General features: G+C 66.6%; 13 protein-coding genes. 9 read left to right on the top strand and 4 right to left on the bottom strand.

What is annotated here, in order from left to right:
- Together ACQKQA_RS27870 and ACQKQA_RS27865 are read left to right on the top strand one after the other, a co-directional pair.
- Positions 1-1,137: chromate transporter (locus ACQKQA_RS27870; protein WP_427564433.1), on the top strand; the 1,137-nt coding region annotated here is incomplete at its 5' end.
- A 63-nt stretch (positions 1,138-1,200) separates the two neighbouring features.
- A complete protein-coding gene (locus tag ACQKQA_RS27865; protein WP_427564432.1) occupies positions 1,201-1,653 on the top strand; it encodes a chromate resistance protein ChrB domain-containing protein in 453 nt (150 codons plus the stop codon).
- Positions 1,654-1,692: 39 nt separating this feature from the next.
- Here the strand turns inward: ACQKQA_RS27865 and ACQKQA_RS27860 are convergent, their stop codons facing one another.
- Together ACQKQA_RS27860 and ACQKQA_RS27855 are read right to left on the bottom strand one after the other, a co-directional pair.
- On the bottom strand, positions 1,693-2,496 hold the full coding sequence (locus tag ACQKQA_RS27860; protein ID WP_427564431.1) for an ABC transporter ATP-binding protein: 804 nt from the start codon (positions 2,494-2,496) through the stop codon (positions 1,693-1,695).
- Position 2,497: 1 nt separating this feature from the next.
- Positions 2,498-3,382: an ABC transporter permease gene (locus ACQKQA_RS27855; protein WP_427564430.1), complete on the bottom strand. Its 885-nt coding sequence runs from the start codon at positions 3,380-3,382 to the stop codon at positions 2,498-2,500.
- 381 nt (positions 3,383-3,763) lie between these two features.
- Here ACQKQA_RS27855 and ACQKQA_RS27850 point away from each other — a divergent pair, with 381 nt between their 5' ends.
- Together ACQKQA_RS27850 and ACQKQA_RS27845 are read left to right on the top strand one after the other, a co-directional pair.
- Positions 3,764-4,846: an LLM class flavin-dependent oxidoreductase gene (locus tag ACQKQA_RS27850; protein ID WP_427564429.1), complete on the top strand. Its 1,083-nt coding sequence runs from the start codon at positions 3,764-3,766 to the stop codon at positions 4,844-4,846.
- A gap of 276 nt (positions 4,847-5,122) precedes the next feature.
- The gene (locus ACQKQA_RS27845) at positions 5,123-5,485 is read left to right on the top strand and encodes an immunity protein Imm33 domain-containing protein (RefSeq protein WP_427564428.1); all 363 of its coding nucleotides are present in this window, start codon (positions 5,123-5,125) and stop codon (positions 5,483-5,485) included.
- A gap of 199 nt (positions 5,486-5,684) precedes the next feature.
- On the opposite strand, the gene ACQKQA_RS27840 is transcribed toward ACQKQA_RS27845, so the two are convergent.
- On the bottom strand, positions 5,685-6,479 hold the full coding sequence (locus ACQKQA_RS27840) for a class II aldolase/adducin family protein (RefSeq protein WP_427564427.1): 795 nt from the start codon (positions 6,477-6,479) through the stop codon (positions 5,685-5,687).
- Positions 6,480-6,619: 140 nt separating this feature from the next.
- The gene (locus ACQKQA_RS27835; RefSeq protein WP_427564426.1) at positions 6,620-7,525 is read right to left on the bottom strand and encodes a LysR family transcriptional regulator; all 906 of its coding nucleotides are present in this window, start codon (positions 7,523-7,525) and stop codon (positions 6,620-6,622) included.
- Positions 7,526-7,757: 232 nt separating this feature from the next.
- On the opposite strand from ACQKQA_RS27835, the gene ACQKQA_RS27830 reads away from it, so the two are divergent.
- The 5 genes from ACQKQA_RS27830 to ACQKQA_RS27810 all read left to right on the top strand — a co-directional run.
- Positions 7,758-8,366 carry a cysteine dioxygenase gene (locus ACQKQA_RS27830; protein WP_427564425.1) on the top strand — a complete coding sequence of 203 codons (609 nt, stop codon included), beginning with the start codon at positions 7,758-7,760 and terminating at the stop codon, positions 8,364-8,366.
- Positions 8,363-9,946: a rhodanese-related sulfurtransferase gene (locus ACQKQA_RS27825; RefSeq protein WP_427564424.1), complete on the top strand. Its 1,584-nt coding sequence runs from the start codon at positions 8,363-8,365 to the stop codon at positions 9,944-9,946. The genes ACQKQA_RS27830 and ACQKQA_RS27825 overlap by 4 nt, the downstream gene beginning before the upstream one ends.
- 150 nt (positions 9,947-10,096) lie before the next feature.
- Positions 10,097-11,065 (top strand): ABC transporter substrate-binding protein, encoded by a 969-nt coding sequence (locus ACQKQA_RS27820; protein ID WP_427564423.1) that lies wholly within the window; start codon positions 10,097-10,099, stop codon positions 11,063-11,065.
- A 28-nt stretch (positions 11,066-11,093) separates the two neighbouring features.
- Positions 11,094-12,440 (top strand): LLM class flavin-dependent oxidoreductase, encoded by a 1,347-nt coding sequence (locus tag ACQKQA_RS27815; protein WP_427564422.1) that lies wholly within the window; start codon positions 11,094-11,096, stop codon positions 12,438-12,440.
- Positions 12,437-12,619 (top strand): twin-arginine translocation signal domain-containing protein (locus ACQKQA_RS27810; protein ID WP_427564421.1); only part of this gene is annotated, 183 nt, incomplete at its 3' end. The genes ACQKQA_RS27815 and ACQKQA_RS27810, both read left to right, overlap by 4 nt.

Here is a 12,619-nt window from a genome sequence, read left to right as displayed (position 1 = left end):
CCCGAGGCCCAGCAGCTGGCGACCTATATCGGCTGGCTGATGCACCGCACCTGGGGCGGGATAATCGCCGGCGCGCTGTTCGTGTTGCCGTCGCTGTTCATCCTGATCGCCTTGTCGTGGCTGTACATCGCCTTCGGCGAAGTCCCGGTGGTGGCCGGGCTGTTCTATGGCATCAAGCCGGCGGTGACGGCGATCGTGGTGCAGGCCGCGCACCGGATCGGCTCCCGGGCGCTGAAGAACAATTGGCTGTGGGCCATCGCGGCGGCGTCCTTTATCGCGATCTTCGCCTTCGATGTGCCCTTCCCGCTGATCGTGCTGGGGGCGGCGCTGATCGGTTATGCCGGCGGCCGGCTGGCCCCCGGGAAGTTCAGCACCGGCGGCCATGGCGCCGCGCAAAAGTCCTTCGGCGCGGCGCTGATCGATGACGACACCCCTACCCCTGACCATGCCCGCTTCAGCTGGCTGAAACTGACCCGGCTGGTCCTGGTGGGCGCGGTGCTCTGGGCCTTGCCGATGGGACTCCTGACCGCGCTCTTTGGCTGGAATGGCACCCTGACCCAGATGGGCTGGTTCTTTACCAAGGCCGCGCTGCTGACCTTCGGCGGCGCCTATGCGGTGCTGCCCTATGTCTACCAGGGCGCGGTCGGCCATTACGCCTGGCTGACCCCGACCCAGATGATCGACGGCCTGGCCCTGGGGGAAACCACCCCCGGGCCGCTGATCATGGTGGTGGCGTTCGTCGGTTTTATCGGGGCCTATGTCGCCCAGGTGTTTGGCGCCGACCAGATGTTCCTCGCCGGTGCCCTGGCGGCGACCCTGGTGACCTGGTTCACCTTCCTGCCTTCGTTCCTGTTCATCCTCGCCGGCGGCCCGCTGGTGGAGTCGACCCACAACGAACTGAAATTCACCGCGCCGCTGACCGGAATCACCGCCGCGGTGGTCGGGGTGATCCTCAACCTGGCGTGCTTCTTCGGCTACCACGTGCTGTGGCCGAAGGGCTTCGGCGGCGCGCTCGACTGGCCGTCGGCGCTGATCGCCATCGCCGCGGCGATCGCCCTGTTCCGTTTCAAGCGTGGCGTTATCCAGGTGCTGCTGGCCTGTGCCCTCCTCGGCCTGGCGGTGCACCTGCTGCGTTAGATTTCCGGCGGGCATCGGGCCTGCCGGATCGTCCAGCCTGCCGAGTCAGGCGGGAGGTGTTGCATGAGGTGGATTACCCGTGAACGGCCGAAGATCGATCGCATCGCCTGTCCCTGGCTGATCGCGCGCTTCATCGATCCCCAGGCCGAGTTCCTCTATGTGCCCAGCGCCGATGTGCTGCGCCTGGCCGCGGAAAAAGACGCGGTGCCCTACGACATTCCCGGCGTCGAGCTGAGCCACGAGGGCGAGCTGTGCAGCTTCGATGCGTTCCTCAAGCAGTACGCCCTCGACCAACCCGCCCTGCAGCAACTGGCCAGGATCGTGCGCGGCGCCGACACCTCGCGCCTGGACCTGACTCCGCAATCGGCGGGCCTGTATGCGATTTCCCTGGGGCTGTCGCGGCGCTACGCCGATGACCATGAAATGCTCGCCCATGGCCTGGTCCTGTACGACGCGCTGTACGCCTGGTGCACGGATTGCCAGGGCGAATCCCACAACTGGCCGCCGCAGATGTGAGGCCGCCCGGCCAATACCCAGGCGCCCCGCGACCCAGGATCAGCCGTGGGCAAAGCGCCGGACGCTGCTGTTCGGCAGCGGACGGACCGGGTCGGCCAGGTGCACCGCCGGCTCCGCCGCTTCCACCCCCAGCAGCCCCAGCAGCCGCGCGCGGATCGCCTGGAAGCCGGCCTGGCCGCTGTCCCGGGATCGCGGCAGGTCGATGCTCAGTTGCTCGGCGATCTTGCCGTTGGCCAGGACGATCACCCGGTCGGCCAGGAGGATGGCCTCGTCCACGTCGTGGGTCACCAGCAGCACCGCCGGCCGGTGCTTGCGCCACAGGTCGACGATCAGCCGGTGCATGCGGATCCGGGTCAGGGCATCGAGGGCGGCGAAGGGTTCGTCGAGCAACAGCAGCTTGGGCTCGCGCACCAGGCCGCGGGCCAGCGCCACCCGCTGGGCTTCGCCGCCGGAGAGGGTCGCCGGGTAGGCTTCCAGGCGATGGGCCAGGCCCACTTCGGTCAGGGCCTGCACCGCCCGGGCCCGGGCGTTGGGAATGCGCAGGCCGAGGATCACGTTCTTCCAGGCGCGCTTCCAGGGCATCAGCCGCGGTTCCTGGAACACCGCGGCCCGCGCCTTGGGCACCCGCAACTGGCCGCTGTCGATGCTGTCGAGCCCGGCCAGGCTGCGCAGCAAGGTGGTCTTGCCCGAGCCGCTGGCGCCCAGCAGCGCGACGAACTCGCCGGGGGCGATGTCCAGGTCCAGGCCGTCGATGACCCGTTGCTGGCCGAACTGGCGGACCACGTTGCGCAGTTGCACGGGGGCCACGGATGGGGATGCGTCCACAGGATCGATGCTCGACATATCAGTTCCTCACGAAAGATGGGCGCCAGGCCAGGGCGAAACGTTCCAGGGTGCGGATCAGCCCGTCGATCAACAGGCCAAGGACGCTGTAGATCAGCAGGCAGATCACGATCACGTCGGTGCGCATGAAGTCCCGGGCGTCGCTGGCCAGGTAGCCGATGCCGGCGGTGGTGTTGATCTGTTCGACGAACACCAGGGCCAGCCAGGAGATCCCCAGGGAGTAACGCAGGCCGACGAAGAACGAGGGCAAGGCGCCCGGCAGGATCACGTGCCAGATCAGCTCGCGGCGGCTCAGGCCCAGGGTGTTGGCCGCCTCGATCAGCTTGGGATCGATGTTGCGGATGCCGGCGAACAGGTTGAGGTACACCGGGAAGGTGGTGCCGGTGACGATCAGGGCGATCTTGGTGAACTCGCCGATGCCGAACCAGAGGATGAACAGCGGTACCAGGGCCAGGGAAGGAATGGTGCGCAGCATCTGCATCGGCGAATCGAGCACCACTTCGCCGCGCTTCGACAGGCCGCTGATCAGCGCCGCGACCACACCGATGCTCACCCCGATACTCAGCCCCACCAGCGCCCGCTGCAGCGACACTAGCAGGTGCCGGCCCAGCTCGCCGGAAGCGAGCATGGCCCACAGCGTGCCGCCGATCTGCGACGGCGCGGCGATGACCCGCTGGGGAATCAGCCCCCAGCGCGACGCCAGCTCCCACAGCAACAGCAGCACGATCGGGCTGATCAGCCGCAGCAGGACCTCGGGGGTGCGCCAGTTGCGCAGCCAGTCGGGAATCAGCCGCGAGGCGCGCTGTCCGGCCTGGCCAAGGCGAACGGCCTTATCGACGGAAAACGAGCCGCCGGGGCTCGGGGTCTCGAAAGTCTTTTCGCTCATCGGGCGTCCTTCCTCATCAAGCACATGGCCGGAGGCGCCATGTATCGGCTTTCGACTCATGCTATTCGCATAAAAAATCTCAGTGAAATTCTTTTTGGGAATAACCTAATATGATTAAAAATCAGATATAAAACGAACCGAATAAATAATTTGCATAGTAAAGCGCGCGGCCCAGGCCCTTTGCCGGGGGTGCCCCTGCCCCTGGACAAAATGCGCACTACTGATGAATTTATCTAAAGATAATCAATTAATTTAATAATTAACTTAGAACGAAACGGCATTTCACAGCCCTGCCCCGCTGCGCCTACTTTCGACACCACGGACCGACCCCCTGCCCGGTGGAGGCTTGATCGCACCTGTTCAATCCATGAGGAATCCACCATGAGTATCGAATTCATCGGCTACATCGGCGGCCATCAGTCGTCGGAGATCCATGCCCCCAGCGGCCCCACCCTGCAACCCGACTACGTGGCACAAGTGGCCCGTGCCCACGAAGAGGCCGGCTTCGACCGCGCACTGGTGGCCTTCCATTCCACCAGCCCGGACAGCACGCTGATTGCCGCCCACGCCGCCAGCGTGACGAAAAAACTGCAATTCCTCATCGCCCACCGCCCGGGCTTCGTCGCGCCGACCCTGGCGGCGCGCCAGTTCGCCACCCTGGACGTGTTCAATGGCGGGCGCACGGCGGTGCACATCATCACCGGCGGCGACGACCGCGAACTGCGCGCCGACGGCAGCCACCTCGGCAAGGACGAGCGCTACGCCCGCACCGACGAATACCTGGAGGTGCTGCGCCGGGAATGGACCAGCGAGCAGCCCTTCGACCACCAGGGCCGGTACTACCAGGTGGAGGGCGCGCACTCGGCGGTGCGCTCGCCGCAACAGCCGCACATTCCGCTGTATTTCGGCGGTTCGTCGGCGGCCGCCATCGCGGTCGCGGGCAAGCATGCGGACGTCTATGCGCTGTGGGGCGAGACCTACGAACAAGTGCGCGAAGTGGTGAGCCAGGTGCGGGCCGAAGCGGCCAAGCATGGCCGCAACATCCGTTTCAGCCTGTCGTTGCGGCCGATCCTGGCGGACACCGAGGAACAGGCCTGGGCCCGCGCCGAGCGCATCCTGCAACAGGCCACCGCCCTGGCCGAACGGAACGGCTTCGTGCGCCGCGAACCGCCCAACGAAGGCTCGCGCCGCCTGCTGGCCGCCGCGGCCCAGGGCTCGCGCCTGGACAAACGCCTGTGGACCGGCATCGCCGGCCTGCTCGGCGCCCAGGGCAACTCCACCGCCCTGGTCGGCACCCCGGAACAGGTGGCCGAAGCCCTGCTCGACTACTACGACCTGGGCATCACCACCTTCCTGATCCGCGGCTTCGACCCGCTGGACGACGCCATCGACTACGGCAAGCGCCTGATTCCGTTGACGCGACAACGGGTGGCCGAGCGCGAGCGCAAACGGCGCGTCGCCTGAGTGCCTGGACGCCGGGTTTTGTCCTGCTCCCGGGGTGACGCCTCGGCCCACCCTTGAGCGGGATCGCCTGCGGTCTGATCGGTGATCGTGCAATGCGGTCACCCGTGTGGGGCTGGGGCCGCCCTGCCTATGGTGAGCGCCCGCTGCCATAGCCCCTCATTTCCAGATGCAGGGCTGGAGTGCTTCGAGTACGGCTGAAAGGCAGGTAATCTGCCCCGGCAATACACCCTCTATTCGAAACGCATGAACACCAGTCCAGGGATGTGACAAGCACAAATGACCGCCCCCACCGCTCCCACCCCGCTACAGAAAGCCCTCTGTGACAAGTACGGACTCGCTGTACTTCTTCCAGACGACATGATCGCCGTGGCGCTGGCCACCCTGGGCAGGTCGCCCATCTACGGTACCCGGATTGCGTTGCCAGAAGGCGGTAATGTCAGTTGGTTCATCCACTGTGGGGACTACTCGGACGCGGATGATTTCTATCAGCCGGTCCACACCGAGCATCTGCCTGAAATGCTGCCACGCGTCATGAACTACCTCTGCCTGCCCGCGGGCGCCAGGTTCATCATCGACGACGACGGTTACGAAGATGTCTGGATGGAGGCGCCCAGCCCAGGCGCCGCTGCAGATCAGTAATACCCTGTCGCCAGCCTTGCGGGGTTGCGTCGGAATGCCGCCCACCCGATCGCAGCCTCGCTGGCGCTCGGCAGCGGCTACAGGACTTCCGCCGATACGTTCGTGTAGCCGCTGTCGAGCGCTAGCGAGGCTGCGCACGACCGCGAAGCGGGCGCCGGACCAGGCGCTGCTGCGAGGCGGTCACACCGCGTTGGGGGCATCACTCCTTGTAGGCCGTATCACTACGCTCCAACTGGCGGATCAGCGCATCCCAATGCCGGGCGACGCTTGGGCTGTCGCCGTTCTTGAAGGCTTCGGCCTGTTTCTCGACCTTGGCCACCACCTCGGCCGGGGGGAAGATCAGTTCGGCGTTGCCGCTGGCCTGGGCGGCGATCTGGATGTTGCAGGCGCGCTCCAGCAGGTGCAGTTGCTGGAACGCGTGCTCGACGCTGATGCCCGCGGTCAGCAGCCCGTGGTTGCGCAGGATCAACACGCTCTTGTCCCCCAGGTCCGCCACCAGCCGTTCGCGCTCGTCGAGGTCCAGGGCGATGCCTTCGTAACCGTGGTAGGCCACCCGCCCGGAAAAACCGATGGCGTGCTGGGAGATCGGCAACAGGCCGTCGCGCTGGGCGGACACCGCGATGCCGTCGCGGGTGTGGGTGTGCAGCACGGCGTGCAGGTCGGGCCGGGCGCCGTGGATCGCGCTGTGGATCACATAGCCGGCGTAGTTGATGCCCAGGCCCGTGGGGTCGTCGACCAGGGTGCCGTCGATGTCGACCTTGACCAGGTTGGAGGCGCTGATTTCGTCGAACAGCAAGCCGAAGGCGTTGATCAGGAAGTGCTCGTCGGGCCCCGGCACCCGGGCGGAAAAGTGCGTGTAGATATGGTCGGTCCACTTGAACTGCGCCGCCAGCCGGTAGGCGGCGGCCAGTTTCACCCGCACTTCCCACTCTTCGGGGCTGACGCGCTGGCGGACAGGTTTCGAGACGCTGGATAACGGGCTGACGCTGCTCATGGCAAGACTTCCTGGATGGCCTTTAACGATCTCCAGCAAGCCTAGGGGAAGGCCAAAAATAATAAAAAGCACATTTTAATCTAAGCTAATTATCATTATTTTTTATCTTAAGCTTCCCCTCTCCTTCCCCCTCGAACGCCTCAGGCGGCGCTCTTGATCTTCTGCAACGAGTCGGCGACCAGCTTGCCGAAGGCATCCACCGGCCCCTGCAGGTTGCCGAGAAAATGCGGGTAGATCAGCCACAGGTCCATCACCGGCTTGAAGTCCTTGAGCGGCATCGCCGCCAGTCGCTCGCGGTGGGCGCTGCGCTCCAGCAACGGGCGCGGCACCAGGCCCAGGCCCAGGCCATCGGCGACCAGGCCCAGCTGCAATTCGGTGCCGAAGGTTTCCAGGTTGACCCGCAGGGCCAGGCCCTGGTCCGACAGGGTGCGCTGCAAGCCGGCGCGGAAACCGCAGCCGTCGGGATTGAGGATCCAGCCGTTCTGGTAGACGTCGGCCAGCTTGCCCGGGCGCTTGGGCAATTGCCCCAGGGCGCAGACCACCACCAGTTCCATCTTGCCGATCGACTCGCCGACGATGTTGTCCGGGAAGATCTTGCCCGCCGGGAACAGCGCGGCCGCCGCGTCCAGCTCGCCGCGCTCGATCTTGCCCACCAGCTGGCTGCCCCAGCCGGTGGCCACCTGGGTCCGCAGCTCGGGGTACTCGAGGCGCAGGTGCTTGAGGGCATCGAGCAGCACCACATCGCCGATGGTCTGCGGCACGCCCAGGCGCAACAGCCCGGTGGGCGGCGCGTCGGTGGCCACCAGCTCGCGCAGGGCATCCATTTCCCGCAGGATCAGGCGGCACTGTTCGTACACCCGGGTGCCGATCAGCGTCGGCTTGAGCGGCTTGGTATTGCGGTCGAACAGCTCCACCCCCAGGGCCTGCTCGAAGTTCTGCACGCGCCGCGTGATCGCCGGCTGCGTCAGCTGCAGGGTCTCGGCGGCATGGCTGATGGACTGGCAACGAATCACTTCGACAAAGGCGTCGATATCATCAATTTTCATTTGGCCCGCACATAGAGAACAGTCATTAAGATGTCGAAAAAGCATAGTTCCATTGTCACGGGCTGAATAGCCCAGCCCACCTATCGATAACGACTAACGCTATTCACAAGGGTTCTAAATTCCTTTCAGCTATAACCTAATCATAAAAAAATAGCATATTAAGAAAAATCATTATGCTTAAATCATGACATCACCTTTCACCATGACCTTGCACCATGACAAGGGAGGCGCCATGACCCAGGCCCGACATCCGGAGCGACTCAGAGCATTTATCGGCGCCCTGGCGGAGTTGATCGACAGCCACCCCCGCGAAGGCGACCTGCTGCACCGCGGCGGCAAGCTGCTGGCGCAACTGGTCGGCCACGACGACTGGCTGCCCGAAGAGTTCGCCCAGCCCGACCCTGAGCGCTACCAGCAGTACCTGCTGCATGCCGACTCGCGGCAGCGCTTCAGCATCGTCAGTTTCGTCTGGGGTCCGGGGCAACGCACGCCGATCCACGACCACCGCACCTGGGGGCTGATCGGCATGCTGCGCGGCGCGGAATACTCCCAGGGTTTCCAGCGCCATGGCGACGGCCGCCTGCTGCCCGAGGGCGAGCGCATCGAGCTGCGCCCCGGCCAGGTGGAGGCCGTGTCGCCGCGGATCGGCGACATCCACCAGGTCAGCAATGCCTTCGCCGACCGAGTGTCGATCAGCATCCATGTGTACGGCGCCAACATCGGCGCGGTGCGCCGCGCGGTGTACCAGAACGACGGCAGCGAGAAGCTGTTCATCTCCGGTTATTCCAACGCCTTCCTGCCCAATATCTGGGACCTGTCCAAAGAGAGCCAAGCCCTATGAGCACTGCATTCACCCGCACCTATGCCCAGATTCGCCAGGCGCTGCTGAACCGTGAAGAGCTGGCCCTTATCGATGTGCGCGAAGAGGCGCCCTTCGCCCAGGGGCATCCATTGTTCGCCGCCAATATCCCGCTGTCGAAGCTGGAACTGGAGGTCTATGCGCGGATTCCCCGGCGCGCTACGCCGGTCACGGTCTACGACGATGGCGAAGGCCTGGCGGACATCGCCGTGCAGCGCCTGCGGGCGCTGGGCTACCTCGATGTGGCCCTGCTCGCCGGCGGCCTGCAAGGCTGGCGCAGCGCCGGCGGCGAGCTGTTCATCGACGTCAATGTGCCGAGCAAGGCCTTCGGCGAACTGGTAGAAAGCCAGCGTCACACCCCTTCCCTGGCGGCCGAAGAGGTCCAGGCGCTGCTCGACGACAAGGCCGACGTCGTAGTGCTCGATGCCCGGCGTTTCGACGAATACCAGACCATGAGCATTCCCGGCGGCATCAGCGTGCCGGGGGCGGAGCTGGTGCTGCGCGCCCGGCAGCTGGCGCCGGACCCGGCGACCCGGATCGTGGTCAACTGCGCCGGGCGCACCCGCAGCATCATCGGCACCCAGTCGCTGATCAACGCCGGCCTCGCCAACCCGGTGGCCGCCCTGCGCAACGGCACCATCGGCTGGACCCTGGCCGGGCAGACCCTGGAGCACGGCCAGTCGCGGCGTTTCGCAGCGACCAGCGAGGCCCAGCGCGAAATCGCCGCCAACGACGCCCGGCGCGTGGCCGACCGGGCCCGGGTGGGCCGCGCCAGCTTCGCCGACCTGCAGCGCTGGCAGCAGGAAGCGGCCCGCAGCACCTACCTGTTCGATGTGCGCAGCCCGGAAGAATACGAGGCCGGGCACCTGCCCGCTTCCCGTTCGACCCCTGGCGGGCAGCTGGTGCAGGAAACCGATCACTTCGCCAGCGTGCGCGGCGCGCGCCTGGTGCTGGTGGACGACGACGGCGTGCGCGCCAATATGTCGGCCTCCTGGCTCGCCCAACTGGGCTGGGAGGTTTATGTCCTGGACGACTTGCAGCCGGCGCATTTCAGCGAACAGGGCCCATGGCAGGCGCCAGTGCCGGCGCCGCGCCAGGCCGAGGAAATCAGCCCGCAGACCCTGGCCGAATGGCTGGCCGAAGGCGACAGCCTGGTGCTGGATTTCACCAGCAGCGCCAACTACGTCAAGCGCCATATTCCGGGCGCCTGGTGGGCCCTGCGCGCCCAGTTGCCTGAAGTCCTGGCCACACTGCCGCCGGCCCGGCGTTATGTGCTGACCTGCGGCAGCAGCCAGCTGGCGCGGCTGGCGGTGGCCGAGGTCGAGGCCCTGACCGGCAAGCCGGCGTTCCTGCTGCGCCAGGGCACCGCCGCCTGGGTCGCCGCGCAGCTGCCGCTGGAAACCGGCGAAACCCGCCTGGCCTCGCCGCGCATCGACCGCTATCGCCGGCCCTACGAGGGCACCGATAACCCGCGGGACGCCATGCAGGCCTACCTGGACTGGGAGTTCGGGCTGGTGGCGCAACTGGCCCGCGACGGCACCCATGGCTTCCATGTGATCTGAAGCCGGTGATCTGAAGCCATCCGGCTGATGGACCTTCCCAGGCCATCAGCCGCCCGAAACCACACCGAACGACATCAGCAACACCCCAACCGACCCCTTCTCCAGGCGGAGGTGACCCGAACCCTCGATCCCTGCCTGGAGCCTGTCGTCATGCGCCTTACCCTGCCCCTCACCCAGCTGTTGCTGGCGGCCGTTCTCGGCTTCGTCCCCCTGGCTCAGGCCGCCGACCTGCCACCGCTGCGGGTGGCCAACCAGAAGTCCACGCTCAAGGTGCTGCTGGAAGTCTCCGGCGAGCTTGAGGACGTGCCCTACGCAATCCAGTTCTCCGAGTTCCCCGCCGCCGCGCCCCTGGGCGAGGCGCTGAATGCCGGCGCGGTGGATGTCGGCGGCCTGGGCGATGCGCCCTATGTGTTCGCCCTCGGCGCCGGGGCACCGCTCAAGGTGGTCAGCATCGTCCAGGCCCAGGGGCGCTACACCACCGCCCTGCTGGTGCCCAAGGACTCGCCGCTGCACGATGCCCGCGACCTCAAGGGCCTGCGCATCGTCACCACCCGCGGCTCCATCGGCCACTTCCTGGCGATCAAGGCCCTGCGCGGCGCCGGCCTGAGCCCGAAGGACGTGCAGTTCATCTACCTGCTGCCCAGCGAAGCGCGCCTGCTGCTGGACAACGGCGGCGCCGACGCCTGGGCCACCTGGGACCCCTACACCACCGTCGCCACCACGCAAAGCCAGGCCCGGGTGCTGGTCAGCGGCGACAACCTGCTGAGCAACCACCTGTACCTGGCCGCCACCCGCCAGGCCATCGCCGACAAGCGCGCGCAGCTCGACGACTTCGTCGCCCGCATCGACCGCGCCTACCGCTGGACCAACGCCCACCCCGAGGCATTCGCCGCCGCCCAGGCCCGGGTCACCGGCCTGCCCCTGGCCGTGCACCTGGCAGTGGCCAAGGCCACCCACATCGAGCCGGTGGCGATCGACCAGCAGGTTATCGACGGTCTGCAGACCACCGCGGACATCTACCGCGAGGAAGGCATCCTCAATAAACCCGTCGACGTCGCCCAGGGCTTCGACCCGAGCTTCAACGCCCCGCGCCCCCAACTCAACCAGGCATCCCGCTGACCCAGCGAACGGATTCAGGAGCAGAACCATGAGCAAACAACCTCAATTGAAACTCGGTGCGATGGTCCATGGCGTCGGCCACGGCTGGGGCGAATGGCGCCACCCACAGGCCCTGGCCAACGCCAGCGTGAACTTCGACTTCTACCAGCAGCAGGCCCGACTGGCCGAAGCGGCGAAACTCGATTTCGTGTTCATCGCCGACAGCCTGCACATCCACGAGAAATCCAGCCCGCATTACCTCAACCGCTTCGAGCCGCTGACCATTCTCTCGGCGCTGGCCGCCAGCACCCGGCACATCGGCCTGGTGGCCACTGTCACCGTCAGCTACACCGAGCCGTTCCAGGTCGCCCGCCAGTTCGCCTCCCTGGACCATATCAGCGGCGGTCGCGCCGGCTGGAACGTGGTCACCTCCTGGCTCAGCGGCACCGCCGACAACTTCGGCAAGGCCGAGCACCCGCCCCACGCCGTGCGCTACCGGATCGCCCAGGAGCATGTGGCGGTGGTCAAGGGCCTGTGGGATTCCTGGGAAGACGACGCCTTCGCCTACGACAAGCAGAGCGGCGAGTTCTTCACCCCCGGCAAGCTGCATGCCCTGGAGCACAAGGGCGAATTCTTCGCCGTGAAAGGCCCGCTCAACATCGCCCGCTCGCGGCAGGGCCAGCCGGTGCTGTTCCAGGCCGGCACCTCCGAGGACGGGCGCAATTTCGCCGCCGCCAACGCCGACGCGATCTTCGTCAGCCCCGAGCACTTCGACGAAGCCCAGGCCTACTACCAGGACCTGAAACGCCGCGCCCAGGGCTTTGGCCGCGACCCGCAGCTGCTGTCGATCCTGCCCGGCATCCGCCCGATCGTCGGCCGCGATGCGGCGGAAGTCGAAGACCGCTACCAGCAGGCGGTGGCGCTGGTGAGCATCGAGGACGCCATCGTCGCCCTCGGCCGGCCGTTCAACGACCACGATTTCAGCCAGTACCCGCTGGACGCGCCCTTCCCCGAACTGGGCGACCTGGGCGCCAACAGCCAGAAAGGCGGTTCGGAGCGCATCAAGCAACTGGCCCGGGACGAAGGCCTGACCCTGCGCCAGGTGGCCCTGCGCTTCTCCCAACCCCGGCGCGACTTCGTCGGCACTCCCGAGCAGGTGGCCGACGCCATCGAGCACTGGTTCGAGAACGGTGCGGCCGACGGCTTCATCCTCAACTCGCTGTTGCCGGACGGCCTGCAGTACTTCACCGAGCTGGTGGTGCCGGTGCTGCAACAGCGCGGCCTGTTCCGCAGCGAATACAGCGGCCAGACCCTGCGCGACAACCTGGGCCTGCCGGTGCCGGTCAACCGCTACGCCGCCGCGGCCAGCGCAGCCCCCAGCGAGGCCGTGGCATGAATACCCTCCTCAATCGTCGCGGCTTCCTCGCCGCCAGCTCCCTGGCCGTCGGCGCGCTGGGCTTGTCCTCTCTGGGACTGGCTACGCGCGCCTTCGCCCAGGGCGACAACCTGGCCGACCTGACCCTGGGGGTCGCCACCTACCGCGGCCAGGACTCCTACTTCGTCGACGACGCCGGC

The sequence above is a fragment of the Pseudomonas sp. NPDC089530 genome (assembly GCF_050280705.1).
GTDB lineage: Bacteria > Pseudomonadota > Gammaproteobacteria > Pseudomonadales > Pseudomonadaceae > Aquipseudomonas.
The sequence above is the reverse complement of the archived record's forward strand: the minus strand, read 5'-3'. Positions and strand labels throughout refer to the sequence as shown.